Below are 25,786 nucleotides of genomic sequence, written 5' to 3'. Positions count from 1 at the left end.
GTCTGGCCATCCTGTGGTGTCAGGTCATACGCGCACTGCGTTACCGGAACACCACCGTCTTGGCACCGTTGATCATCACGCGGTTTTCCACATGCCAGCGGACGGCACGCGACAGCACCACGGTTTCGATGTCACGACCGGTGCGCACCAGGTTGTCCACCGTGAAGGTGTGATCAACCCGTTCGACGCCCTGCTCGATGATCGGGCCTTCGTCGAGGTCCTGGGTCACGTAGTGGGCGGTCGCGCCGATGATCTTCACCCCACGGGCATGGGCCTGCTGATAGGGGCGGGCGCCCTTGAAGCTGGGCAGGAACGAGTGGTGAATGTTGATCGCCCGGCGGGCCAGATGGCGGCAGGCACTTTCAGACAGGATCTGCATGTAGCGGGCCAGCACCAGCAGGTCGGCGTCGCTGCTGTCGAACAGTTCCAGCATCCGCTGTTCCTGTTCCACCTTGTTGCCCTTGTTGACCGGCAGGTAGTGGTACGGAATGCCGTGCCATTCGACCAGATCGCGGAAATCCTCGTGGTTGGACACCACCGCCGGAATGTCGATCTGCAACTGGCCGGTGCGCCACTGGTGCAGCAGGTCGTTCAGGCAATGGCCGAACTTCGACACCGCAATCACCACCCGCGGGCGGCGGGTGGCATCATGCATCGACCAGTCCATGCTGAAGCGGTCACCGATCAGGGCAAAGCCGGCCTTCAGCTTGTCGATCGCCGGAAAGCGGCTGCCACCGGCGCGGAACACGGTGCGCATGAAAAAGCGACCGGTGTCCGGGTCGCCATAGTGGGCGCTTTCGGTGATGAAGGCTTCGTTTTCCGCGAGGAAGCTGGACACCGCCGCGACGATCCCGACGGAATCGGGGCTGGTGATGGTCAGCACAAAATGCGCCTCGGCAACGGGCGCCTTGGCTGCGGCAGGCTTGGACATGGTGGATCTTCCATCGTTGCGCCGACTGGGCGTGGTGCCGATTGGGCGCTGCTCTGACAGGCGCTGCTTCACATCGGGCAGCTCACCCTGATGGTGGGGGTGGAGGGACTCGAACCCACACTCCTTGCGGAACACGATTTTGAGTCGCGCGCGTCTACCAATTCCGCCACACCCCCAACCAGGGACCAAGCCAGCAACGGGCTTGGGGAGCCATACATAAATCCTTTGACTGGCACGGTGCAAGCAAAAAATGCGGGCCGGGGGCAATACCCATAACCACGATGGGAGTTCTTGTGCTCACGCGTTGTTGACATGGCAAACCGGGGGTAAATCTGCTATGCCGATGTCTCTGTTGTGATGATTTTGCAGGGGCTTTTGCATGACGCGCACCCAATCCCGCCCGCTGTTTATGGCTATCGCCCTCTCCTGCGCCATGGCGCTGACCGCTGCGCTGATTGGCGAAAAGGTGTACGGGCTGCGCCCGTGCCTGCTGTGCCTGTACGAGCGTGTACCCTATGTGGTGGCGGGGATGGTGTCGCTGCTGCTGATTGCGGCTCCGACGTCGGCGCGCCTGCGCTGGCTGGGGATCGGGCTGGTTCTGCTGGCCTTCCTGGCCAATCTGGGGCTGGGCGTGTTCCATGTCGGGGTGGAAAGCCACTGGTGGGCCAGCCCGGCCTGTACGGCGGAAACGTCGGCGGCTCCGACCAGTCTGGCCGACATGCAGGCGGCGCTGACCCAACCGCCGCCGCCGCCGTGTGATGAAGTGCAATGGCGTCTGTTCGGCATCTCGCTGGCGGGCTATAACACCCTCTATAATCTGGTCCTGTTTGTCTGCACGCTGGTTGCGCTGCGTCGTCTGCGCTCGGCGGAAGAATAAGGAATCTTTGTGATGAGTGACGAAACCGTTCGCACCGCCGACATGCGCATTCCCGGCGATCTGACCAAAGAACAGTTCATGGACCGCCTGGTGCGGGTTGACCACGCCGGGGAATATGGCGCGGTGCGCATCTACAGCGGCCAGCTGGCGGTGATGGGCCGGGGTCAGCACAAGCACACGCTAAAGCACATGCTGGAACAGGAAGTCGTTCACAAGGACTACTTTGAAAAGGCGATTGCCGACCGTCAGGGACGGCCAACCCTGTTGCAGCCGGTTTGGCATGTGGCGGGCTGGGCGCTGGGCGCTGGTACGGCCCTGCTGGGCGAGCGGGCGGCGATGGCCTGCACGGTGGCGGTCGAGGAAGCCATTGACGAGCATTACGCCGAACAGGCCGCCCAACTGGGCGACGACGAAGCCGAGCTGAAGCAGACCATCCTGAAGTTCCGCGATGAAGAGCTGGAACACCGCGACATCGGCTATCAGAACGGCGCCGAGCAGGCTCCGGCCTATCCGCTGCTGTACGGCGCTATCAAGCGCGGCACCAAGCTGGCCATCTGGTTGTCGGAACGGATTTGAGCCGCAGGCAGTGGCCAAACGTCCCGCTCTGCCCACTGACCCCGAGGCGCTGAAGCAGGCCATTCGCGCCGAGGCCCTGACCATCGGTTTTGATACGGTCGGATTTGCCCATGCCAGCCTGCCGCCGTCGGTGGGCGAGGACTTGCGCGGCTATCTGGCGGCAGACTCCCACGGGACGATGAGCTGGATGGCCGAAACCGCCGACCGCCGCGCCGATCCGCGGGTGTTGTGGCCCGAGGTGGTCAGCGTGATTGCGCTGGGGGTCAGCTATGCCCCCGGAGATGATCCGTTTGCCCTGCATGCCCACCGGGATCACGGGGTGATCAGTGTCTATGCCCGCAATCGCGATTACCACGACCTGCTGAAAAAACGCCTGAAGCAGTTGGCGCGCTGGCTGCACGAGGCAAGCGGGGAAGGGGTGAAGGTGTTTGTCGATACCGCCCCGGTGATGGAAAAGCCGCTGGCGGTGGCCGCCGGTCTGGGCTGGCAGGGCAAGCACACCAATCTGGTGTCGCGCCAGCATGGCTCGTGGCTGTTTCTGGGCGAAGTCTTCACCACCCTGCGGCTGGACCCCGACCGCGTGCAGCGTGATCACTGCGGCAGTTGTTCGGCCTGTCTCGACTCCTGCCCGACGCAGGCCCTGTGGATAACCGCCGACGGCCAGCGGCGCATTGATGGCCGCCGCTGCATTGCCTATCTGACCATCGAGCATCAAGGGCCGATCGCGCGCGAGCTGCGGCCCATGCTGGGCAATCGGGTCTATGGCTGTGATGATTGCGTCGGAGTCTGCCCGTGGAACCGCTTTGCCAGCCCGACCCGTCTGGATGAGTTTCTACCCCGTGTCGAGCTGCTGGCCCCCGAATTGCGCGATCTGGTGGCGCTGGATGATGCCGCTTTCCGCGAGGTGTTCAGCGGCTCGCCGATCAAGCGGATCGGGCGCGGGCGGATGGTGCGCAATGCGCTGGTGGCGCTGGGCAACAGCGGTCAGCCCGCGCTGGCGGCGGCGGTGGTGCCATTGCTGGACGATGACGACCCGACGGTGCGTGGCTGCGCGGTGTGGGCGCTGGGGCGTCTGGCACCGCAACAGCTTGCCGAGCGCGCCCCGGCTGCGCTAGCGTGCGAGCAAGACCCCCTTGTGCGTGAGGAATGGAGCCATGCCCTGTGTGACTCAGCTGAAGCGGTGCCTGCTGGTGCTCGCGCTGCTGCTGGTGCCCCTGCTGGCCGGGATGTCGGCGGCACAGGCTGTTGACGCCATTGAAGATTGCGCCGACTGTCCGCCACTGGTCCCGATTCCAGCCGGCGTCCTGATCCCGGATGATGCCCCGCCGCGCCCCATTGCGGCATTCCTGATGGGGCAGACCGAAGTCACCTTCAGCCAGTGGCAGGCCTGCGTCAATGCCCATGCCTGCAAGGGTGGGCAGAGCGATCACGGCTGGGGCAGCGGCTCGCGGCCAATCATCAACATCAATTACACCGAAGCCCTTGAGTATGTGAACTGGCTGAACCGGATCACCAAACGGACCTACCGCATTCCCAACGAAGACGAATGGGAATGGGCGGCACGCGGGGGGACGCACACCCTGTTCTGGTGGGGCAATGACCCGGGCGAAGGCAACGCCAACTGCCGCGCCTGCGGAACCCAGTGGAGCGGCCACATGACCGCCCCGGTCGGCTCGTTCAATCCCAATCCCTATGGCCTGTATGACACTGCGGGCAACGTGTGGGAATGGACCTCGTCGTGCTGGAACATCAAACGCTCCGCCCCGCCAGCGGAACAGGACTGCCAGCAACGGGCCGCCCGTGGTGGGGCGTGGTATTACATTCCGCTGCAATCGCGCTCCAACGCCCGCGCCCGCCACCCGATCACCCTGTGGAGCTACACCGTCGGTTTCCGGGTGGCAGCCGAGCTGGAGACGCATCCGTAAGGAGGGGGGGGTTACCCCGCCTTGCGCTTGGCTGGCCCGTGCTCTTCCTGTTCGAGGGTGATCATCAGTTGCTCGCGGACGTGCTTCAGCTTGCTCTGGTGGTCGATCTTCATGCCAAAGATGTCCTTGACGTAGAACACGTCCACCACCCGCTCGCCGTAGGTCGAGATGTGGGCCGAGCCGATTTGCAGGCCCAGATTGGTCAGGGTGCGGGTGACATCGTACAGAAAGCCGGGGCGGTCGCGGCCATTGACCTCGATCACCGTGTGGGTCTTGGACATCGAGTTATCCACAATCACCCGTGGCGGCACGGTGAACACCTTGGCCCGCTGGGGCAGGGTGCCGCTTTTGCCGACCAGTTCCTTGCTGACATTGCGCTTGCCGGTCAGCACCTGCTCGATGGTTTCGCTCAGGCGGCGCTGCTTGTCGTGCGAGGTGGGCAGCTCGCCTTTCGGGTCGAGGATTGAAAAGCTGTCGAGTGCCATGCCGTTGGTCAGGGTGATGATCTTGGCATCGACAATCGAGCAGCCCAGCAGCGAAATGGCCCCGGTGATGCGGGCAAACAGGCCGGGATGGTCAGGGCACAGAACGGTGACATCCAGCACGCCACTGCTCGGTTGGGGCGTCATGTCGATGGTCAGGGTTTCGTTGCGCTCTTCGGCGCGGCGGATCATGCGGGCGTGTTGCTGGTGGGTGCTGGTGTCAAACATCAGCCAGTAGCTGGGATAGCCCAGCGCCAGATGGCGTTCGATCTGGGCGTCGTTCCACCCGGACAGGCTGGCGCGCAGGGCATCCTTTTTGCGGCTGACCCGCACGTCGCGGGCTTCGGCGGACAGGTTGCCGGACAGGGCGTCGATGGTGCGGTAATAGAGTTCGCGCAGCAGGGCGGCTTTCCAGCCGTTCCACACCTGCGGCCCAACGGCGCGGATATCGGCACAGGTCAGCAGCAACAGCAGCTTCAGCCGCTCGGGGCTTTGCACCAGCTTCGAGAAGTCGGCGATGGTCTGCGGGTCGTCGATGTCGCGCTTGAAGGCGTTGCGGCTCATGTCGAGATGATGCAGCACCAGCCAGGCGACGGTTTCGGTTTCTTCCGGGGTCAGGCCCAGACGCGGGCACAGCTTTTGCGCCACCTTGGCCCCCAGTTCGGAATGGTCGCCGCCCCGGCCCTTGGCGATATCGTGCAGCATCACCGCCACATACAGCGCCCGCCGGGACTGGACGGTCGGCATCACGCTGGTGGACAGCGGCAACTCGTCGGCCAGCAAGCCCTGCTCGATCCGGTGCATGGTGCCGATGGCGCGGATGGTGTGCTCGTCGGTGGTGTAGACGTGGTACATGTCGTACTGCATCTGCGCCACCACCTTGCCAAAGTCGGGCAGGAAACGGCCAAAGACTCCGGCTTCGTTCAGATGGCGCAGGGTGCCTTCGGCATCGCGGCTGTCGCACAGGATGTCGAGGAACAGGCTGTTGGCCTCGGGATTGCTGCGCAATGTGGTCACCAGATGCAGGTTTTCATGCACCTGTCGCAGGGTGTTGGGGTGAACGTCCAGCTCCATCGTCTGGGCCAGACGGAACAGGCGCAGGATGCGCAGCGGGTCCTGTTCAAAGGTCATCTCGGGTTTCAGGTTCAGGCGGTCGCCATCGACCAGAAAGCAGCCTTCGACCTGTTTCGGACGACGCAGGCGCAGGCGCGGCTTGCGCTTGTTGTGTTCCTCCAGCACCGCACAGAAAATGCGGGTCAGATCGCCGACGTCCTTGGCGATCAGGAAGTAATGCTTCATGAACCGCTCGACGCTGGCTGCCCCGGCGTGGTCGGTATAGCCCAGCCGGGTGGCGATTTCCTTTTGCATGTCAAAGGTCAGGCGGTCTTCGCCCCGGTTGGTCAGATAGTGCAACAGGCAGCGCACCGACCACAGGAAGGTCTGGGCCTTGATGAACAGCTGGGCCGTCTGATGGGTCAGCAGGCCGAGGTCCACCAGTTCGCGCACGTCCTGAATGTTGTAAAGGTACTTGGCGATCCAGAACAGGGTGTGCAGGTCACGCAGGCCACCCTTGTCTTCCTTGACGTTCGGCTCCAGCAGATAGCGGCTGTCCCCCAGCCGGTCGTGGCGGGCGTCGCGTTCGGCCAGCTTGGCCTCGACAAAAGCCAGCCCGCTGCCCGCAATCACTTCCGCGCGGTAGCGTTGCTTGAACTCGTCGGCGAGCTTGCGGTCACCCCACAGCCAGCGGGCTTCCAGCAGGGCGGTGCGGATGGTGATGTCGGTACGCGACAGGCGGATGCATTCGTCAATCGAGCGGGTGGAGTGGCCGACCTTCAGCCCCAGATCCCACAGGATATAGAGCATGTATTCGACCACCTGTTCGGAATAGGGGGTGGACTTGTAGGGCAGCAGGAACAACAGGTCGATGTCGGAATAGGGCGACAGCTCGCCCCGGCCATAGCCGCCGACCGCCAGCAGGCTGATCTTTTCCCCCTTGGTCCGCACCCCCGGCGCATACACATGGGTGGTGACGAAATCGTACAGCGTCACCACCAGCTGATCCATCAGGTAACAGTTCTCGCTGACGGTCAACGCCCCGTTGACCCGCCCTTCCAAGCACCGCTGGCGCACCACCTCGTGACCCCGGCGATAGGTGTCCTTCAGCTCGGCCAGCAGGCGCTTGCGCATTTCCTGCGGGCTGAGGCCGCTGGTGGCCATCTCGTCCAGACGGGTCACCAGTTCCTTGCGGTCGATGATCTCGCGCGGCTTTCGCAGGGTCTTGTTGGTGCTCATGGTCCGCGCGGGCTCCTGTTTTTTGTGCAGGGGGTATGGTTTGCCGTTATCCACAGTACACGACAGTTTGGGAACAAGGACGTGGAGCGCTGCTCCACACCTCGCCGGGGCCTCAGGCCCCGAATGGGTCTGGGCGATAGCCCATTCTTTTCCACCAACTGTCGTGTACTGTGGCCGTTATCATAGGCCAACGGTCTAACTGTTTGAAGTGTCGCGTTGTTGGTCGGCAAGGTGGCTTGCCACTTTTGCAACGGATGCTCTGGCCTGCAAAGGAAGCATGATGAAATTCATCAGTACCCATGATTTTCAGCCCGCTCACGCCTGGGATGCCCGTGATCTGGGCGAGGTGGATGGCGTCACCGTGCGCGCCCACTGGACCGACCAGCCCTATCGCTGGCACGTCAACGACGGTGCGGAAGTGTTCGGAGTGTTGCAAGGGGCCGTTGACATGCACTGGCGTGATACGGACGGCGCCGAGCACATCCAGCGGCTGGGGCCCGGCGAGTTCTGCTTTGCCGAGGCCGGGGATGCCCATGTGGCGCATCCATGCGGGGCGGCGCTGGTGCTGGTGGTCGAGCGCAAGGGCAGTGTGTAGCTGGGCCCGAAAAGAAAAACGCCGCCTTTTCTCAACCGCGCAGGCGGGAAAAAAGACGGCGTTCAGTCTTCGAAAGGGATGGTGGAGCTGAGGGGAATCGAACCCCTGACCTCATCATTGCGAACGATGCGCTCTCCCAACTGAGCTACAGCCCCATTCGAGGAGCCGGATATTATCTGTTCCTTTCCATGTGTCAAGCCTCTTTTTGATGACTTTTTGCGCCGCCTCTTGCGGCCCTGCGGGCGTACCGTTACCTTTAGAGTCCACCCACAGGGCGGGGATTCTTTTGTCTCCGTATTGTTCCGCAGGGAATGACCCGTCCTTGTGCTTGTAACCCGCAGATACACCGTCGCAGGCCCACAGGTCTGTGCGGGATTTGCTTCAGACGGATTTTGCCGCCGCCATGGACGTGATCATTTTTCCGCTTTTGCAGGTTCTGAACATCGCCATCGACATGTACATCTGGGCGCTGATCATTTCGGCCATCCTCAGCTGGCTGGTGGCGTTCAACGTCGTCAACACCCGCAACCAGCTGGTTTACAACATCGGTCACTTCCTTGACCGCATCACCGAACCGGCGCTGCGTCCGATCCGCCGCATCCTGCCGAGCATGGGCACGGTGGACCTGTCGCCGATCGTCCTGATCCTGTTCTGCTATTTCCTGCAGATGGTGATTTCACAGCTGACGTTCCGCCTGATGCAGAGCGGTTTCTGACGCCATGCCGCTTTTGGAACGCGCCCTCAGTCCGGTGGCCGGGGGCGTCAAGCTGTCGGTCCGGCTGACCCCCAAATCATCGCGCGATGCCATTCAGGGGTTGGCCGAGGACGCCGAAGGTGGTGTTGTCCTGCGCTGTACGGTGACCGCCGTGCCTGAAAATGGCAAGGCCAACGCGGCGCTGGTCAAGATGCTGGCCAAAGCGTGGAAGCTGCCCCGTACCTCGATCGAGGTGGTGGGCGGGCTGACCGACCGCCGAAAAACGCTGTTGATCCACGGCGAGCCGGTTGACGTGGCCGCTGCCTTGCGCGACAAGCTCGCTCCGTAATTCCCGCTCTCTTCTCCGGCCCAGGAGCCTGTAACGATCATGACCACCATCCCTCCCGAAAAGCTCATCGACGGCAAGGCCTTTGCGGAAGGTCTGCGCAAGCAGATTGCCGCCGAGGTGCAGGTGTTGCGCGACCAGCACGGCATCCAGCCCGGTCTGGCGGTGGTGATGGTCGGTGAGGACCCGGCCAGCGATGTCTATGTGCGCAGCAAGTGCAAGCAGACCGGCGAATGCGGCATGCTGTCGGTCGAACGCCGCCTGCCCGCCGACACCAGCGAAAACGAGCTGCTGCTGCTGGTCGAGGCGCTGAACAAGGACCCGGCCATTCATGGCATTCTGGTGCAGTTGCCGCTGCCGCGCCACATCAACGCCGACCGCGTGCTGAACACCATCGTGCCGGAAAAGGATGTGGACGGCTTCCACCCGGTCAACGTCGGCCTGCTGTCCACTGGCGGTCAGGCGCTGGTGCCGTGTACGCCGCTGGGCTGCTCGCTGTTGCTGAAGGATCGCCTTGGCGACATGTCCGGCATGAATGCGGTGGTGATCGGGCGGTCGAACATCGTCGGCAAGCCGATGGCGCAGTTGCTGCTGAAGGAAAACTGCACCGTCACCCTTGCCCATTCCCGCACCCGTGACCTGCCGGCGGTGGTGAAGGCTGCCGATATCGTGGTGGCAGCGGTCGGTATCCCGGAAATGGTCAAGGGCGAGTGGATCAAGGACGGCGCGACGGTGATTGATGTTGGCATCAACCGTCTGCCGGGCAGTGCCGAAGGCAAGAGCCGTCTGGTCGGCGACGTCGAAACTGCCGAGGCCGCCAAACATGCTGCCGGGATTACGCCGGTGCCGGGTGGGGTCGGGCCGATGACCATCGCTTGCCTGCTGCGCAACACCCTGACCGCCTGCAAGCGTCTGCACGGTCTGGAAGACTGACCACGGTACCGGGAGCAGGGGGGGAATACGGCTCTCCCCCCTGTTGCCAGTGCCTTCAAGGACCGTGGGGATGTGTCCCCGGTTGTATTTCGCGGACTGGATGTTTCTTGCCGAGCGGCAAAAACTGCTCTGCCCTTTCAGCCGACCTCTCTGAATGAATTCTGCATAACCCGCCTGCCGTCGTGAGTTGGTGACTGGCACGGTCCTTGCCTTCTGTTTTCCTGATATTTCTTTTGGGACAGAAGGGTTTCTCATGGTTCACAGCTCTCTTATCGGCGATTCTGATCGCCGTCAGAATGGTGTCACGACGTCTTCTGCTCTGGGGGACTCGTCACAGAACTCGGCTGCTGCCTCCGCGTTCCGCTCGCTGCTGGGCGCGCCCGAGGAGCCGAAGGCGGACAAGAAAACCGCCGAAGAGCGGTCAGACGATCCACTGCAGGCTGATCCGGTGGATGACAGCGGCAATGATGACAGCATCTACGGCACCGTGACCGTTGATGGCAAGGTGGTGGCAACCCTTTACAACAATGGTTCCGTCTGCCTGCACACCGGATCACTGGACGGCGGCCTGCCGATGCTGCTGCCGCTGGAGACCTCTGGCGGGGTGCAGGTCGGCCCGGAGCTGGCTGCCGAACGTGGGGCAGCCATTGCGCAGACGATGGGCGGCACCACCTCGGTTGCCAGCACGGCCCAAAGCCAGAGTGAGTGGGAAGCGGCTCACCCCGAGATCATGGCACAGGTTGCCGCCTCGCAAGGACAGGCCAGCGACAGCGCATCGGCCGACCAGACGGCGCAAAGCCTGTTTGCCGTTCAGCGGATTGGTCAGCAGGAAGAAACGGCGACCGATGGCAGTGATGCGGTCAGCAAGTTCCGTGAATTCATGAAACTGGCCAGTGAAGGTCCCGGGGCCCTGCTGCGGGCGCAATTCCTGTCCAGCAAGGGCCTGACCGAAGACGACGTGGCCAACATGTCGCCGGAAGACCGCAAAAAGCTGGAAGCCGAGATCAAGGAATTCATCGAAAACAAGATTGCCGAAGACACCGGGATTCCCAATCAGAAGACCGGTGTTTCCGAGCAGGCTTGATCCCGCTCCTTCAGGACTTGTTCCGCGCTGCCACCTTGGCTGCCAGCTTGCCGGACTTACCGGCGGCGGCGGCCTCGGGCAGGCGGACAGTGAAGCAGGCACCCAGAACGCTGCCATCCGGGGCCAGACGGTTGCTGGCAATGATCGTTCCGCGATGGGCCTCGACGATCTGTTTGCTGATCGACAGGCCAAGGCCGGAATGGGTGCCGAACTTTTCGCCGCGCGGGCGTTCGGAATAAAAGCGCTCGAAAATGGCCAGCTCCTTGCCGGGGGGCAGGCCGGGGCCATCGTCGATCACCGCCAGTTCAATGAAGCCCGCCGTCCGGCGGGCTTCAATGACCAGCTCGCCATCCTGCGGACTAAAGGACAGGGCGTTACCGATCAGATTGCGCACCACCTGCACCAGACGGTCTTCGAGGCCGTTGACCTCAAGGCAATCGTTGGCGGGCAGATCGAGGCGCAGTTGAACCTGTTGCTGTTCGGCCACCGGGCCATAGACCTCGGCCAGCGTGGACAGCATCGGGGCCAGGGCCACTTTCTCACTGTCGGCGCGTGACAGCTCGGCATCCAGACGCGAGGCATCGGAAATATCGGTGATCAGTCGGTCAAGGCGGGCCACATCGTCTTGCAGGATGGCCAGCAGCTTGCGCTGATGCTCGGGGTTCGAGGTTCGAACCACCGTTTCCACCGCACTGCGCATCGAGGTCAACGGGTTCTTGATTTCGTGCGCCACGTCGGCGGCAAAGCGTTCGATGGCGTCCATCCGCTCCCACAGGGCGGTGGTCATCGCCCGTTGCGAGACCGACAGGTCGCCGATCTCATCCTGCCGGTGCGACAGGTCGGGCAGGACCACCGAGCGGCCTTTGCTGCCGCCCCGGCGGACGGCTTCGGCGGCGGCGGCGAGGCGGCGGACCGGGGTGGCGATGGCCTGAGCCAGATAAAAGCTCAGCAGCACGGTGATCAGCAGGGTGCCGAGGAACAGCTTGCCGATGGCAAGGCGGACCTCGAACAGGCTTTGCTTGATGTTGGTATCCGGACGGGTGACCAGCACCGCCCCGACCACATGCTTGTAGTACTGCACCGGCACGGCCACCGACAGCATGCGGTCATCACCGTTCAGGCGGCGGACGGCGCGGGCGGACATGCCGTCTTCCAGCGCCTGCACCACCTCGTCATAATCGGCGGCGGTTTGCTCCCGGCGTTCGCTGTAGCGGGGCAGGGGGGCGTCCCAGCTGAACAGGCGCCCGGTGACCGAAAACAGGTCTTTCAGGCCGTTTTCCAGCGTGGCCGGTTCGGCGGCGGGCAAATCAAACACCTGAATCGCCCCACCGGGGCCGATCAATTGCCGACTGTCGGCGACCAGCAAGCCGTTGGGGTCAAAAACGCGCGCCCGGATACTGCCCAGTTCGGCCAGACGGCGCACAATGGCGCGGGTCTGGTCCACCACCAGCCGGTGGCTGGTCACGGGCAGGCGCAGGTTTTCGATGGTGGCTGTTTCGGCGCTGACTGCGCTTTCGGCGACGGCGGCGGCGATCACGTCGGCCTGGACGCGCAGGGATGTCAGGTCGGCCTCAACCAGCGCGTCTTCGTACTGGTCCAGATACAGCAATCCGGCCAGCAGCATGATCGGGGCGATCAGGTTGACGGCCAGAATGCGCTGGGTCAGCGGTGACAGGGCACGCGGTGGGCGGCGGGACTCGCTGGTCGGGGTCAATCCTTACCCCTCCTTGTAACGATAACCGACCCCGTAGAGCGTTTCGATCTGGGCAAAATCGTCGTCGGTTTCGCGGAATTTCTTGCGCAACCGCTTGATGTGGCTGTCGATGGTGCGGTCGTCGACGTAGATATGTTCGCCATAGGCGGCGTCAATCAGCTGGTCGCGGTTCTTGACGTGACCGGGGCGCTGGGCCAGCGCCTGCAGGATCAGGAACTCGGTGACGGTCAGATCAACGCTTTTGCCTTTCCATGTCACCATGTGGCGGGACGGGTCGAGAATCAGGCTGCCGCGCACGATGGCATTTTCCGACGGAGCATCAGTGTTGCCGTCTGCCGAGGCACTGGCCGGGCGGGCGGCGGCGGCTTCGGCGGCGGCCTGCCGGGCTTCGACCCGCCGTAGCAGGGTGCGGATGCGTTCCAGCAGCAGGCGCTGGGAGAACGGCTTTTTGATGTAGTCATCCGCCCCCATGCGCAGGCCGAGCAGCTCGTCCACCTCGTCATCCTTCGAGGTCAGGAAGATCACCGGCAGGTCACTGGTCTTGCGCAGGTTCTGCAACAGCTCCATACCGTCCATGCGCGGCATCTTGATGTCCAGAATGGCCAGATCGACATCGGTCTCGGCCAGCCCGCGCAGGGCTTCGGCGCCGTCATGCCAGATGTGGACGGTAAAGCCTTCGGATTCCAGCAGGATCGAGACCGAGGTCGTGATGTTGCGGTCGTCATCGACAAGGGCAATGGAATGCATCACGGGGTCGGTCCTCCTGTGGTCAGTGATGGGCAGGCAAAGCAAAAGGGTGAGAGATCACCCTCTCACCCGTGGACCATCGTACATTTGATGTGATGCAAGCACGATGATCCACGGTATTGAGTGGTCGCAGTGTTTATGTGCAAAACCGGTTCCCACTTTTGCACACACTGCTCTCTACCATATTTGCCCGCGCAATGTGGCAAAAGTTGGAACGACCCGCTGACCGTTTACTGCTTGGTGTGGCCGCTGTGGTCCATCGCGCCATGGTCCATTTTGCTGTGATCCATCTGGCTGTGGTCCATCTGACCCATCGCCCCGGCGGCCTTGACGGTGACGGTGGTTTCAATGGTGCCCGCCTTGGCAAAGGTCAGGGTCAGCGGAAAGGTCTGGCCTTCGGCCAGCGGTGCCGACAGCGACATCAGCATCACATGCAGACCACCGGGTTGCAGGGTGACGGCTTTCCCGGCGGGGACGTCAATCTTTTCGACCTGACGCATGCGCATCACGTCACCGTCCTTGATGTGGGTGTGCAGCTCGTCCGTGGCCGAGACGGCGGGGCTGCTGGCGCTCAGCAGCTGGTCATCGCTGCTGCCGCTGTTGGTGACGGTGAAAAAGGCGGCTCCGGTTTTGGCGGGGCCAGCCGAGGCGCGCGCCCAGGCATCGCTGACCGTCACGTCGGCGGCAAAGGCCGCACTGGCGCTGAACAGCAGGGCCGCAGCGGCCGCCAGCGGCGCCGAAGCGCGCAGAACCGAATGGAAAGAAGCGAAAGAGGCCATGATGACAATCCTGTACTGGAAAATCCTGCCCCCGTCGGGTGCAAAAGGGGGCGGGTCGGAAAGTGCATGGACCCCGCCTTGTCAGGGGTATGTCCGGCGTGGTGGGGAAACCACGGGGGAAACGGGCTCAGCCAACAAACCACGGCGGGCCTGACAGGGCGGGATCACAGGAGGGGCGGAATACCCCCGGAGAGAACGAGTCCTGAAAAGGTCTGATCGCCTGTGCAGGGCGGAATCAGACGATTTCCGACGGCGGTCCGCGCGGTTGCGGCAGTGGCACTGCCGGGCCGGATGCGGTGGTGAGAGCCGAGGGAAGGATCGTTTCTCCGTGTCCGTCCTGGGGAAGAGGCAATGGCACAGAGGGAGGAGGCGCCAGATGTCCGCCAGCGGCATAGGCCAGACAGACGGAACATGCGGCCATCACCGGGTTCATGCCGGTGGTAACGGTGTTGCCGGTCGGGGATGTCGTACCCGGCAGGCTGATGGTGCGCAGGCCACCATTGGCGCTACAGACCACCAGTGATCGCGGCAGGCCGTGGGCATCGGTTCCGGCGGGAACGGCCTGTCCCAGCGGGACCAGCACTTGCAGGAACAGGGCCAGCAACCCGGCGACGGCCGCGTGATGGCGGCGGCGGGTCAACGATCGCGGCAACGAAAGCGAAAACAGGGACAACATCAACCGTTGACGCTCTGCCGTCCATTGGGCAGAGCGCCCCGCAAGAACGGCCCGCATGCGGGCGGAAGAGGGGCGGCGGTGGTTGATCATGGCGGTACGATGACCTTTTTCCGCGCCGTTTGCAAAGCCTAAAGCAACAGACGGAAAAGGGGCATGTGGAAAATTCCCTAGTCAGGAGGCCAGGCTTTCCGTAAACCATCCCCAAACAGCAGCGCAAAGGCTGCATGAGGGTTGAAGGAGAGATCAGCATGGGCCGGGGGTGGATTGCAGCGGTATTTGCCGCCTGCGCGGTGTTTGCCTTTTTTGCCTGGGTGCAACTGGGTCGCCCGGTGGCGATTCCCGACGCTCCAACGGCGCATGCCGCCTGCGTCTCGTATGCGCCGTTTCAGGGCAGCGAAACGCCATTCAACGAGTCGTTCGTGGTTCCCAAAGAGCGGGTGCTGTCTGATTTGCAGGCACTGGCAACCTTTACCGACTGCGTGCGGACCTATGCCACCACCAACGGCCTGGATCAGGTCCCCGAGGCGGCGCAGAAAGTCGGGCTGAAGGTGTTGCAGGGCATCTGGATCGGCCGCAAGGACAGCGACAACGTCAAGGAAATGGCCCGTGGTGTGGCTTTGGCCCGCCAGTTCCCGGACACCATTACCGGGGTGATCGTCGGCAACGAAGCCCTGCTGCGGCGGGAAATCACCGCCGACCGGCTGGCGGTGCTGATCCAGCAGGTCAAGGGGCAGATTGCCCAGCCGGTGACCTATGCCGACGTGTGGGAATTCTGGGAACAGAATCCGTCACTGGCGCAGGCGGTGGACTTCATCACCATCCACCTGTTGCCCTATTGGGAAGACCAGCCGACCCCGGTCGATGACGCCATTGCCCATGTGGTGGCCACTCATCAGCACATGGAGCAGGTGTTTCCCGGCAAAAAGCTGCTGATCGGCGAAATCGGCTGGCCGAGCGCCGGACGTCAGCGGCAGGGTGCCGAGGCGACGCTGGTCAACGAGACCCGTTTCATCCGGGGCGTGATTGCCGCTGCTGCCGAGCATCAGTGGGATTACAACCTGATCGAAAGCTTTGATCAGCCGTGGAAGCGGGCGCTGGAAGGGACCGCAGGCGGCTATTGGGGCCTGTTTACCGACGACCGCGAACCCAAGGTCACCCTGCAGGGGCCGCTGGCCGAAGAAGCCGGCTGGATGCGCTGGGCCGGGCTGGCCGCCGCGCTGGGCATCGGGTTGGGGGGGCTGGCCGCCAGCAGTGGCCGCCGGGCCGATCTGGTGGGCTGGGGCGTCAGTTTGCTGGGAGGCCTGGCCAGTGGTGGAGCCCTGTCGTTCCTCGCCCGGCATATCGAACAGTCGTCGCGCCAGCCGTGGGAATGGATCTTGAACGGGGCGATCTGGTGCCTGATGGCGCTGACCTCGGTGATCATTCTGCGGGCTTTGTGCCAGCAGACCATTCACCGCGAAGACGCCGCCCTGCTGGGCTGGCTACGTCGGCTGGCCCTGATTGTGGCGTCGGTTGGGGTGATCGGGCATGTGTTTGGCGGGCGCTATCGGGATTTCCCGTCGTCGATGATCGTGATTGCCGCTGTCGGGTTCTTGCTGCTGCGTCTGCGCACCGATCACGACGGGGTCAGCCGCAAACCGGAAGACAGTTGGTTGGCTGGTGCCATCGTTCTGGGCGCGCCGGTGGTGGCGATCAGCGAGGGCTGGCTCAATGGCGATGCCCTGACATGGTGCGCGCTGGTGCTGTCGCTGGGGCTGGCGGCCCTGCCGTGGCCATGGCAGGGCGGTGGCTATGGCGGATCAAGCTTTTCGCGTTAGAGCATTTTCAAGTTGACCGTCTCCGGTCAACGGCTCGGAAAATGCGGCATTAAAACGGAGAGCATTTTCAAGTTGACCGTCTCCGGTCAACGGCTTGGAAAATGCGGCATTAAAACGGAGAGCGTTTTTGCTCAGTGTGAAAACACTCCAATGGCGCAGAGAGCCGGGCGGTACGGGGGATCTCCGTGCCGCCTTTTTCCTTCCTTACCGTCTTTTCATCGAGTCGAGGACCCTTTTCCCTACCGTGACGGTGGAAAGAGCTTTTCAGTCGCGGCGACAACAGGTACAACCGGCCCGTTTTTCAGGTGCCATGCGGTGTGACTGCCCCGATGCGTCGGCACCGTCCGAACTGGACAGGCGATGACACAGACTCCTTCCTCAGACTTCCCGGCCCCCGCTTCCGTTGTCCTGCCGCCCGATGTGGCGGTGGTGGTGCCGGTGAAGAACGAAGCCGACAACATTTTCCCGCTGATCCGCGAGATTCATGCGGCCCTGAATGGCGTGGTTCCGTTCGAGATCATCTATGTCGATGACGGGTCGGATGATGAAACGCCTGCCCGTCTGGACGAAGCCCAACGGGAATTTCCGATGCTGCGCGTGGTCCGCCATGCCAACAGCTGCGGCCAGAGTCAGGCGGTCCATTCCGGGGTGCGGGCGGCCTGTGCGCCGTGGGTGGCGACGCTGGACGGTGACGGCCAGAACGACCCGGCCGACATTCCGGCGATGCTGGCCGAACGCGACCGGCAGGCCACCGCCAACAATGTGCCGCTGGCGATGGTAATGATTGCCGGTCACCGGCAAAAGCGGCAGGACAACGGGCTGCGCAAGCTGTCGTCACGGGTGGCCAACGGGATTCGCTCGTCGATGCTGAAGGACGACACCCCTGACAGCGGTTGCGGTCTGAAGCTGTTTGCCCGCGCCACCTTCCTTGCCTTCCCGCGCTTTGACCACATGCACCGCTTCCTGCCTGCCCTGATGCGGCGCGAAGGCGGGGTGGTGCTGAGTGTGCGGGTCAACCACCGCCCGCGTGAGCGGGGGGTGTCGAAGTATGGCCTGTGGAACCGCCTGTGGGTGGGGATCGTTGACCTGTTCGGGGTGTGGTGGTTGCAGCGGCGTGCCCGCAATCCGCGCGTCGTGCGGCAGGACCCGGGTCAGACCCGCTGATGGCCCGTTCCGTTCCCCCCCTGCCGGATGTGCCGCCGCCGGATGCACCGTCGCCGTTCGAGGACTCATCGTCTGCCGACACCGACGATGCCGCGCCGTTGACCGAGGATTATGCCGACCAGTGGGCACAATCCTCGACCGCCCCCAGCAGCCTGAAGCCGCTGCTGAAAGGGTTGGGGCTGATCGTGTCGCTGGTGGTGATCGGTTTTGCGGTCAAGGTGCTGGGCGTCGGTGACCTGCTGGATACCCACTGGCTGGATGAGCAGGTGATCGGCAAGGGCATTGCCGGGGAGGCCCTGTTCATTGCGCTGGGCAGCCTGATGTGTGCGGTCGGTGTGCCGCGCCAGATTGTCGCCTTTGGCGGCGGCTATGCCTTCGGGCTGGTCAACGGGGTGCTGATCTCGATGGTCGCGCAGGTGATCGGCTGCGCGGCGACGTTCTTTTATGCCCGCCTGTTTGGCCGCTCGTTCGTCAAGGGGCGTTTCGGGGCGCGGATTCGCAAGGTTGATGACTTCCTGCGCGGCTATCCGTTCTCGATGACCCTGCTGATTCGCCTGCTGCCGCTGGGGTCGAACCTCATCACCAACATGGCCGCCGGAGTGACCAGCGTCGGAGCGGTGCCGTTCCTGCTGGGGTCGCTGATCGGCTATCTGCCGCAAACAGTCATCTTTTCGCTGCTGGGCAGCGGGATCCACCTTGATACGGTGTTCCGTACTGCGCTGTCGATCGCCCTGTTTGTCATTTCCGGGTTGATCAGCGTCGCCCTTTATCGGCAGGTGCGGAAAAAGGGCCGCGAGGCCTGATTTATCCAGTCCTTCACTGAAAAAAGCCCTCGAACCTTTGGTCCGGGGGCTTTTTTCATGGTCCGCCCTCAAATGGTCATCATCTGCCGTTACAAGACCTCTTGACTCAAACGGCGCCTCGCCTTACCTGTGTTAGCACTCACCGAGAGGGAGTGCTAACAACGGTGCCCAGCTGGGGCCGGACGGGCTTCCTCTCATGGTAGACATCTCTACGGTCAATTGGAGGACCAGAATGAACTTTCGGCCGCTGCATGATCGCGTGCTGGTGAAGCGCGTTGAATCCGAAGCGAAGACTGCCGGTGGGATCATCATCCCGGACACCGCCAAGGAAAAGCCGCAGGAAGGTGAAGTGATCTCTGTCGGTTCCGGCGCCCGTGGCGAAGACGGCAAGCTGATCCCCCTCGAAGTCAAGGCTGGTGATCGCGTCCTGTTCGGCAAGTGGTCGGGCACCGAAGTCAAGGTCAACGGCGAAGACCTGTTGATCATGAAGGAATCGGACATCATGGGGATTCTCCAGGGCTAAGTCCGGACCTGGTCGGCGTGAAAGCCTGCTGCTGTGCGATGGCAGCAGGCCTTCCCCACCAGCCGCTTGCACCTGTTGCAGATACCTGATGGTCAACTGCCGTTCCGTCTCCAGACCGCGCACCGACGCTCAGATGTGGTGCCTCCCCCTGCGGACCGGCTCAGATAAAAATTGAGGATAGAAATATGGCTGCGAAAGACGTCAAGTTTTCCACCGACGCCCGCGACCGCCTGCTGAAGGGCGTCGACATTCTGGCTAACGCCGTGAAGGTGACCCTCGGCCCGAAGGGTCGTAACGTTGTGATCGAAAAGTCCTTTGGCGCTCCGCGCATCACCAAGGACGGCGTCTCGGTTGCCAAGGAAATCGAACTGAAGGACAAGTTCGAGAACATGGGCGCCCAGATGATCAAGGAAGTGGCCTCCAAGACCGCCGATCTGGCTGGCGATGGCACCACCACCTCGACCGTTCTGGCCCAGTCGATCGTTCGTGAAGGCGTCAAGGCCGTTGCCGCCGGCATGAACCCGATGGACCTGAAGCGCGGGATCGACATGGCCGTTGCCGCCGTCGTTGACGACGTGCAGAAGCGTTCCAACAAGATCACCACCTCGGGTGAAGTCGCTCAGGTCGGCACCATTTCCGCCAACGGCGAAGTCGAAATCGGCGAAATGATCGCCCGCGCCATGGAAAAGGTCGGCAACGAAGGTGTCATCACCGTCGAAGAAGCCAAGGGCCTGACCACCGAGCTCGACGTCGTCGAAGGCATGCAGTTCGACCGTGGCTACCTGTCGCCGTACTTCGTGACCAACCCGGAAAAGATGACTGTCGAACTCGACAGCCCGTTCATCCTGTTCCACGAAAAGAAGCTGTCCAGCCTGCAGCCGCTGCTGCCGGTGCTGGAAACCGTGGTGCAGTCCGGCAAGCCGCTGCTGATCATCGCTGAAGACGTCGAAGGCGAAGCCCTGGCCACCCTGGTGGTCAACAAGCTGCGTGGCGGCCTGAAGGTTGCCGCCGTGAAGGCTCCGGGCTTTGGCGACCGCCGCAAGGCGATGCTGGAAGACATGGCCATCCTGACCGGTGGTACCGTGGTCTCCGAAGACCTGGGCATCAAGCTCGAGAACGTCTCGATCGACATGCTGGGTACCGCCAAGAAGGTCACCATCACCAAGGAAGACACCACCGTCGTTGATGGTGCTGGCAGCAAGGAAGACATTCAGGCTCGTTGCAACCAGATCCGCGCCAACATCGAAGCGTCCACCTCGGATTACGACCGTGAAAAGATGCAGGAACGTCTGGCGAAGCTCGCCGGTGGCGTTGCCGTGATCAAGGTCGGCGGGGCTTCGGAAGTCGAAGTGAAGGAAAAGAAGGACCGCGTTGACGACGCCCTGCACGCCACCCGCGCTGCGGTGGAAGAAGGCATCGTTGCCGGTGGTGGCGTCGCCCTGCTGTACTCCGTCCGCGCTCTGGACAGCATCGTTCCGGCCAACAACGACCAGAAGATCGGTGTGGAAATCGTCCGTCGCGCCCTGCAGTCGCCGGTGCGTCAGATCGCCGAAAACGCCGGTTTCGATGGCGCCGTGGTGGCTGGCAAGCTGCTGGAGCAGGCTGACACCGGCTTCGGCTTCAACGCCCAGACCGGCGAATATGTCGACATGATCAAGACCGGCATCATCGACCCGACCAAGGTCGTGCGTACCGCTCTGCAGGATGCCGCCTCGGTGGCCGGCCTGCTGATCACCACCGAAGCGATGATCGCCGAACTGCCGGAAAAGAAGGAAATGGCTGCCCCGGATATGGGTGGCATGGGCGGCATGGGTGGCATGGGCTTCTAATCGCCCTGTCCAGACACGCCGGTCCGTCCTTTGGATCGCGTTACGAAAAGGGGTCGCCTGGCAACAGGCGGCCCTTTTTTTCATCGCTGTTGCCACCCGTTCGCCCTGTGTGTCGGGGATCGTCCTGCCCATATCCCGTGAAAGCTCCTGTTGCCAACGGGGAGGACACCCATGCAGGAAACACCAGCCACCCTTCATCCGTTGATCCACCGCTGGCTGTGGCTGTTGTGTGCCATGGTGCTGGTGATGGTGCTGCTGGGCGGGGCGACCCGCCTGACCGGGTCCGGGTTGTCGATGGTCGAATGGCAGCCGCTGCATGTGCTGCCGCCGTTCTCGGCTGCCGACTGGCAGGCCCTGTTCGAGCGTTACCAGCAAACCCCGCAGTTCCGTTTGCGCAATGCCGACATGTCGGTGACAGGGTTCGAGGGTATTTTCTGGCTGGAATACATCCATCGCCTGTGGGGGCGGGCGATGGCGCTGGTGCTGGCGGTTCCGCTGGCGCTGTTCTGGTGGCGGCGGATGATTCCGGCATGGCTGGTAAAACGGTTGCTGCTGGTGTTGCTGCTGGGGGGGCTGCAAGGACTGGTCGGCTGGCTGATGGTGGCCTCGGGCCTGCGCGATCAGCCCGAGGTCAGCGCCTATCGTCTGGCCTTGCATCTGGGATTGGCATTGACCCTGTACGGTCTTCTGCTGTGGACAAGCCTGACCTGCCAGCGCGGGCATTCAGCGCCGCCACCATCCCGTTCCCTGCCCCTCTGGGTGTTGCTCTGCACACTGGCGATGGTGGTTCTCACCATGCTGGCCGGGGCGTTTGTTGCCGGTCTGGATGCCGGTCTGGTCTACAACACCTTTCCGCTGATGGGGGAGGCGATTCTGCCTGTGGATTGGTATAGTGTACAACCGTGGTGGCGGAATTTGTTTGAGAATGCCAGCGCGGTACAGTTCAATCACCGCCTGTTGGCCATATCGACGGTTTTGCTCTGTCTGGGGCTGTGGCTGTATGCCCGGTTAACCGGGCGGTATCGTTCTTATGGTATGTCCCTGTCCGTTCTGGCGGTGTTTGCTGGTGGACAGGCGGGTCTGGGCATTGCCACCTTGCTGCTGGTGGTCCCGGTCCCGCTGGCGGTTGCTCATCAGGCAGGAGCGTTTCTGGTGTTTTCGGCAGTGGTGTGGGTACTGGCGCGAGGTCGAACGTAGCGTGCAAGGAAACGGCAGCGAGAGCAACAATCCGCCGGGTCATGGTCCGGCTCCGGGTGGTCTGCTGTCCCGTGCAACAGCCGGGTCGGCGGTCAGATCCTGGCGGTTGGGATCGGCGTTCCTGCTTGCCGGTATTTTGCTGCCGTTGATCACCCACATCCTGCACCAGATGGCCGTCGACCTGACGGTTGAACGGCGCGCGCGCGATGTGGCCGTCCTGACCGCCCAGCCAATCCTGCAGGCGTTGCAGCGTTCGGGCTTTCGTCAGGATGGCAAGCCCCTTGACCGGGAGCAGCAGGCAACGCTGTCGACCACCTTTATCCAGCTCGTCCGCCAGTATCCACGGGTCCAGAACGTCGTGCAGGCCAACGTCCTGCTGCCTGACAGCACGATTCTTTATTCCAATGATCCTTCGTTGATCGGGCAGTTCAGCGGCGGGCATCCGCGGTTTGAAAAAACGCGTCAGGGTGAAATCAGCTTCGGGATCGAGCGGAATCGCTGGTTTCGTGATGAGGATGGCGAGCTGCACCAGCGTGGCGTGGTGATCGAGGTCTATGCGCCGTTGAGCTTTGAGGCCAACAAGCCGCCCTTTGCCATTCTGGAAATCTATCTCGATATCACTGGTCCCCTGGCCGAAGCCTATTGGCGCGAAGTGGCCCTGATTGCAGCCCTGTTGCTGACGATTGGGGGCCTGTACCTTTGGGTTGAACGCTATCTGCGCAGGGTTCTGGGAACCGGGCGGAGGCAGGTGCTGGATGGCATTTCGTCGGATAGCTGGCGGGCGCAGGTCGATGATGCCGAACAGCGACTGGTTGACATGTCGGTGATCCTGCCCGGGCTGATTCTGCTGTGTAATCTGCAACACCGTGTTTTGCGGGCCTATGGGCCGCGCCATTCGACGGCCGTGATGGCCGTCTTCCGGGAAAAGGGCGAGGTGGTGCTGGGGGCTTCGGCGCTGGCCGATGTCTTTACCGAAGACGCCTATCGGGTCTTGCAGCCGATTCTGGCCAATCTTGACCGGCAGGGCCGAACATCGGTGGTGTTCACTCCGGACGAGGAGTCCGAGGTTCGTCTGACGGTCGCCCCGGTGCGCCATCTGGGACAGATTGATGGCATGGTTCTGGCGCTGTTCGACCAGTCGGCAGAACGGCAGGTGCGCGAACAGACCAACCGGCGACTTGAACAGGCCGAACAGCAACGGGTCGAGCTGGAGTCCCGCCGCGACAGCACCGAACAGCGATTGCTGGATCTGGCCGGAGCCCATTCCGACTGGTGGTGGGAAACCGACAGCGAACACCGTTTCGTCTGGTTTTCGGTGCACAACGTTTCCCGCTCGTATGTGTCACCGCCCGATCTTTTGGGGCGCAAGCGGCTGGATTTCCTGCCGCCCGACTTTCCGCCCGACCTGCTGGCCGAGCATCGCCGGGTGTTGAACGAGCGCAAGCCGTTCCGGGATTTCGCCTATCCCTTTGTGCTGGGATCAGGCGAAGTTCTGCATGTTTCGGTGTCTGGCGTGCCGGTTTTTGATGCCCATGGCATGTTCCGCGGCTATCGCGGCGTTGGCATTATCATGCCGGAGCCATGGCATCGTGACGGTGCCCGGAATGCGCCGATGACCCGTGTGCAACAGGCGGTCGAAGCTCTGCCGATCGGGTTCCTGCTGTGGGATTCCCAGGACCGGCTGGTGTCGTGGAACCAGGCTTTTGTGACGTTGTATCCGTTCCTGGAGCCGCTGTGCCAACAGGGCACACCGTTCGAGCTGATGATCCGCACGGCAGCGGCGCACAGCACGACGATGGTGTCGGAAAGTCAGATTGCCGCCCGTCTGCTGTCCCACCGGGCGGTCGAAGATGCCCAGGAAATCCAGTACGAAAACGGCATGTGGGTGCGGGTGGTCGAACGGCGCACCGTGACGGACATGACCGTTGGCATTTATACCGATGTGACCGCGCACAAACGGGCACAGGAACTGTTGCGCGACCGCGAGAACGACTGGCGGACCATTTTGCGCCTGACCGGCGATTCCAGCCGGTCCTTTGCCGAGCGGTTTTCCGCTGTGGTGCGCTTTGTCAGCCGCCGCTGCGACCTGCCGATTGCCTTCCTTGGGCGCCATCAGGCTGACGGCGATACGCTGTTGCTGGAAGAAGTGCTGGGACCGCCGGACAGTGTGACACGGGACCAGAAGCTGCCGATCATGGAAACCATCCACGAAATCGTCCTGCTCAACGAAGGCCCGCAGGCGGTCCATCAGGGCTGGGCGATTCCGGGCTATGACGACCTGCGGCAGCCCTGTTGCCCGGTATCGGGGGCGATGGCCTATCTGGGGCTGCGTCTGGTGGTGCGGGATGAGGTGTACGGGGTGTTGGCGTTCCTGTCAAAGACCGCCCGCGCGCAGCCGTTCGACGAGCAGGATCTGGAGCTGTTGCGGATGGTGGGCCAATGGGTCAGCGGGGAACTGACCCATGCGGTGGCGGAAACCGAGTTGCGGGCAGCCTTGACCAGCGCCGAGTCTGCCAACCGCACCAAGTCGGAATTCCTCGCCAACATGAGTCACGAACTGCGCACCCCGCTGAATGCCATCATCGGCTTTTCCGAAGTGATGGGAACCGGGGTTTTTGGCCCGCTGGGCAATGAAAAATACCGCGACTATGTCGGTAACATCCACGACAGCGGGCGGCACCTGCTGGACATCATCAATGATATTCTGGATGTGTCGAAAATCGAATCCGGCTCGATGGAGTTGCTGGAAGAAACGATGACGGTGTCGGTGGTGGTGGCGGCCTCGATCCGGCTGGTACGCGAGCGTGCCTTGCGCGGCGGCATCACCCTGAAGACCGATCTGCCGCCGCATTTACCGCTCCTGCGCGGGGATAGCCGCCGCATCAAGCAGATTCTGCTCAACTTGTTGAGCAATGCGGTCAAGTTTACCCCCAGCGGCGGGACGGTCTGTGTCAGCGTCGAGCGCACCCCCGATGGCGGCCTGATGCTGCGGGTAACTGACAGCGGGATTGGCATGAAGCCGGAAGACATTCCGTTGGCCCTGATCCCCTTCCGCCAGATTGACAGCGGTCTGGCCCGTCGCCATGAAGGAACCGGTCTCGGGCTGCCGCTGACCAAGGCTCTGGTCGAATTGCATGACGGTCAGTTGAACCTGTCCAGCAGGCTGGGCGAGGGTACCGAGGTCCGCGTCTGGTTCCCTGTTCACCGCTTGCGGGAAACCGAACAGGCTCCGGCGGGGGAATAGGAGCGGGGGCACGGGGGCATATTTTATGGCTTGACGATTCTATCGCACGCGATATAAATTCACCCCATGACAACAACAGCGCCATCCTCTGACCCTGCCGACCCTGACCACAAGCTCCGCTTGCGGACCCAGTTGTGCTTTGCCCTCTATTCCACCATGCTGGGGGTCAACAAGGTCTATCGGACGGTGTTGCGCGACCTCGACCTGACCTATCCACAGTATCTGGTGATGCTGGTGCTGTGGGAACGCGACGGCCTGAACGTCTCGGAAATCTGTGAGCAGTTGTACCTTGAAACCACCACCCTTACCCCCTTGCTGAAACGGCTGGAGGCGCGGGGACTGGTGAACCGCCAGCGGCTTCCCGAGGACGAACGTCAGGTGATTGTCACCCTGACCGCCGAAGGGGCCGCCCTGAAGACCCGGGCTGCCATTATTCCGGACTGCGTTGCCGAGGCGATGAAGTGTTCGGAGGATGATCTGGTTGATTTGCGGGAACAGTTGATACGGTTACGCACCAATCTGATCCGCTGAGTTTTTGCTTTAACCCAATATATCGCA

23 protein-coding genes and 2 tRNA genes are annotated in these 25,786 nt (G+C 62.7%); 17 read left to right on the top strand and 8 right to left on the bottom strand.

Going from position 1 to position 25,786, the window contains the following annotated elements; genetic code table 11:
• Positions 1 to 40: 40 nt before the first annotated feature.
• Together purU and BW995_RS18190 are read right to left on the bottom strand one after the other, a co-directional pair.
• Entirely contained in the window at positions 41 to 931 is an 891-nt protein-coding gene (purU, locus tag BW995_RS18195; RefSeq protein ID WP_076401846.1) for a formyltetrahydrofolate deformylase, read from the bottom strand.
• A gap of 91 nt (positions 932 to 1,022) precedes the next feature.
• Positions 1,023 to 1,107: transfer RNA gene (locus BW995_RS18190), tRNA-Leu, on the bottom strand.
• 203 nt (positions 1,108 to 1,310) lie between these two features.
• On the opposite strand from BW995_RS18190, the gene BW995_RS18185 reads away from it, so the two are divergent.
• From BW995_RS18185 to BW995_RS18170, 4 genes are read left to right on the top strand one after another with little or no spacing between them, the layout of a single operon-like run.
• Complete coding sequence (locus tag BW995_RS18185) at positions 1,311 to 1,808, top strand: disulfide bond formation protein B (RefSeq protein WP_076401845.1); 498 nt, start codon at positions 1,311 to 1,313, stop codon at positions 1,806 to 1,808.
• 12 nt (positions 1,809 to 1,820) lie between these two features.
• Complete coding sequence (locus BW995_RS18180; RefSeq protein WP_076401844.1) at positions 1,821 to 2,384, top strand: demethoxyubiquinone hydroxylase family protein; 564 nt, start codon at positions 1,821 to 1,823, stop codon at positions 2,382 to 2,384.
• A 10-nt stretch (positions 2,385 to 2,394) separates the two neighbouring features.
• Entirely contained in the window at positions 2,395 to 3,633 is a 1,239-nt protein-coding gene (gene queG, locus BW995_RS18175) for a tRNA epoxyqueuosine(34) reductase QueG (protein WP_076401843.1), read from the top strand.
• A complete protein-coding gene (locus tag BW995_RS18170) occupies positions 3,548 to 4,309 on the top strand; it encodes a formylglycine-generating enzyme family protein (RefSeq protein ID WP_175617118.1) in 762 nt (253 codons plus the stop codon). The genes queG and BW995_RS18170 overlap by 86 nt, the downstream gene beginning before the upstream one ends.
• Positions 4,310 to 4,320: 11 nt before the next feature.
• Here the strand turns inward: BW995_RS18170 and BW995_RS18165 are convergent, their stop codons facing one another.
• Positions 4,321 to 7,083: a [protein-PII] uridylyltransferase gene (locus BW995_RS18165; RefSeq protein WP_076401841.1), complete on the bottom strand. Its 2,763-nt coding sequence runs from the start codon at positions 7,081 to 7,083 to the stop codon at positions 4,321 to 4,323.
• 277 nt (positions 7,084 to 7,360) lie between these two features.
• On the opposite strand from BW995_RS18165, the gene BW995_RS18160 reads away from it, so the two are divergent.
• Positions 7,361 to 7,678 carry a cupin domain-containing protein gene (locus BW995_RS18160; RefSeq protein ID WP_245821528.1) on the top strand — a complete coding sequence of 106 codons (318 nt, stop codon included), beginning with the start codon at positions 7,361 to 7,363 and terminating at the stop codon, positions 7,676 to 7,678.
• Between the two features lie 79 nt (positions 7,679 to 7,757).
• Here the strand turns inward: BW995_RS18160 and BW995_RS18155 are convergent.
• Positions 7,758 to 7,833, bottom strand: a tRNA-Ala gene (locus BW995_RS18155).
• Positions 7,834 to 8,081: 248 nt separating this feature from the next.
• On the opposite strand from BW995_RS18155, the gene BW995_RS18150 reads away from it, so the two are divergent.
• The 4 genes from BW995_RS18150 to BW995_RS18135 all read left to right on the top strand — a co-directional run bounded on the left by BW995_RS18150 (position 8,082) and on the right by BW995_RS18135 (position 10,735).
• Positions 8,082 to 8,393, top strand: coding sequence for a YggT family protein (locus tag BW995_RS18150; RefSeq protein WP_076401839.1), 312 nt, complete (start codon positions 8,082 to 8,084; stop codon positions 8,391 to 8,393).
• Between the two features lie 4 nt (positions 8,394 to 8,397).
• A complete protein-coding gene (locus BW995_RS18145) occupies positions 8,398 to 8,721 on the top strand; it encodes a DUF167 domain-containing protein (protein WP_076401838.1) in 324 nt (107 codons plus the stop codon).
• A 48-nt stretch (positions 8,722 to 8,769) separates the two neighbouring features.
• Positions 8,770 to 9,651, top strand: coding sequence for a bifunctional methylenetetrahydrofolate dehydrogenase/methenyltetrahydrofolate cyclohydrolase FolD (gene folD, locus BW995_RS18140; protein WP_175617121.1), 882 nt, complete (start codon positions 8,770 to 8,772; stop codon positions 9,649 to 9,651).
• Between the two features lie 253 nt (positions 9,652 to 9,904).
• On the top strand, positions 9,905 to 10,735 hold the full coding sequence (locus BW995_RS18135; RefSeq protein ID WP_076401836.1) for a hypothetical protein: 831 nt from the start codon (positions 9,905 to 9,907) through the stop codon (positions 10,733 to 10,735).
• A gap of 10 nt (positions 10,736 to 10,745) precedes the next feature.
• On the opposite strand, the gene BW995_RS18130 is transcribed toward BW995_RS18135, so the two are convergent.
• The 4 genes from BW995_RS18130 to BW995_RS18115 form a co-directional block, all read right to left on the bottom strand.
• Positions 10,746 to 12,449, bottom strand: a complete 1,704-nt coding sequence (locus BW995_RS18130) for a stimulus-sensing domain-containing protein (protein WP_076401835.1) — start codon at positions 12,447 to 12,449, stop codon at positions 10,746 to 10,748.
• 3 nt (positions 12,450 to 12,452) lie between these two features.
• A complete protein-coding gene (locus BW995_RS18125; RefSeq protein ID WP_076401834.1) occupies positions 12,453 to 13,199 on the bottom strand; it encodes a response regulator transcription factor in 747 nt (248 codons plus the stop codon).
• A 227-nt stretch (positions 13,200 to 13,426) separates the two neighbouring features.
• Complete coding sequence (locus BW995_RS18120; RefSeq protein ID WP_076401833.1) at positions 13,427 to 13,975, bottom strand: copper chaperone PCu(A)C; 549 nt, start codon at positions 13,973 to 13,975, stop codon at positions 13,427 to 13,429.
• Positions 13,976 to 14,210: 235 nt separating this feature from the next.
• Positions 14,211 to 14,741, bottom strand: coding sequence for a DUF2946 family protein (locus tag BW995_RS18115; protein WP_076401832.1), 531 nt, complete (start codon positions 14,739 to 14,741; stop codon positions 14,211 to 14,213).
• 158 nt (positions 14,742 to 14,899) lie between these two features.
• Here BW995_RS18115 and BW995_RS18110 point away from each other — a divergent pair, with 158 nt between their 5' ends.
• The 8 genes from BW995_RS18110 to BW995_RS18075 all read left to right on the top strand — a co-directional run bounded on the left by BW995_RS18110 (position 14,900) and on the right by BW995_RS18075 (position 25,759).
• On the top strand, positions 14,900 to 16,468 hold the full coding sequence (locus BW995_RS18110) for a glycoside hydrolase family 17 protein (RefSeq protein WP_084194964.1): 1,569 nt from the start codon (positions 14,900 to 14,902) through the stop codon (positions 16,466 to 16,468).
• Positions 16,469 to 16,828: 360 nt separating this feature from the next.
• On the top strand, positions 16,829 to 17,632 hold the full coding sequence (locus tag BW995_RS18105; RefSeq protein WP_076401830.1) for a glycosyltransferase family 2 protein: 804 nt from the start codon (positions 16,829 to 16,831) through the stop codon (positions 17,630 to 17,632).
• Positions 17,632 to 18,435, top strand: a complete 804-nt coding sequence (locus BW995_RS18100) for a TVP38/TMEM64 family protein (protein ID WP_084194963.1) — start codon at positions 17,632 to 17,634, stop codon at positions 18,433 to 18,435. The genes BW995_RS18105 and BW995_RS18100 overlap by 1 nt, the downstream gene beginning before the upstream one ends.
• 232 nt (positions 18,436 to 18,667) lie before the next feature.
• Positions 18,668 to 18,958 (top strand): co-chaperone GroES, encoded by a 291-nt coding sequence (gene groES, locus BW995_RS18095; RefSeq protein WP_076401829.1) that lies wholly within the window; start codon positions 18,668 to 18,670, stop codon positions 18,956 to 18,958.
• A gap of 185 nt (positions 18,959 to 19,143) precedes the next feature.
• The gene (gene groL, locus BW995_RS18090; protein WP_076401828.1) at positions 19,144 to 20,787 is read left to right on the top strand and encodes a chaperonin GroEL; all 1,644 of its coding nucleotides are present in this window, start codon (positions 19,144 to 19,146) and stop codon (positions 20,785 to 20,787) included.
• Between the two features lie 171 nt (positions 20,788 to 20,958).
• The gene (locus tag BW995_RS18085; RefSeq protein WP_076401827.1) at positions 20,959 to 21,984 is read left to right on the top strand and encodes a COX15/CtaA family protein; all 1,026 of its coding nucleotides are present in this window, start codon (positions 20,959 to 20,961) and stop codon (positions 21,982 to 21,984) included.
• 1 nt (position 21,985) lies between these two features.
• Entirely contained in the window at positions 21,986 to 25,228 is a 3,243-nt protein-coding gene (locus BW995_RS18080; protein ID WP_076401826.1) for an ATP-binding protein, read from the top strand.
• Positions 25,229 to 25,294: 66 nt separating this feature from the next.
• Positions 25,295 to 25,759 carry a MarR family winged helix-turn-helix transcriptional regulator gene (locus BW995_RS18075; RefSeq protein ID WP_076401825.1) on the top strand — a complete coding sequence of 155 codons (465 nt, stop codon included), beginning with the start codon at positions 25,295 to 25,297 and terminating at the stop codon, positions 25,757 to 25,759.
• The last annotated feature ends 27 nt before the right edge of the window (positions 25,760 to 25,786 follow it).

Origin of the sequence: Insolitispirillum peregrinum (genome assembly GCF_900156605.1) — a bacterium.
Classification (GTDB): Bacteria; Pseudomonadota; Alphaproteobacteria; order Rhodospirillales; family Rhodospirillaceae; genus Insolitispirillum; species Insolitispirillum peregrinum.
The sequence above is the reverse complement of the archived record's forward strand: the minus strand, read 5'-3'. Positions and strand labels throughout refer to the sequence as shown.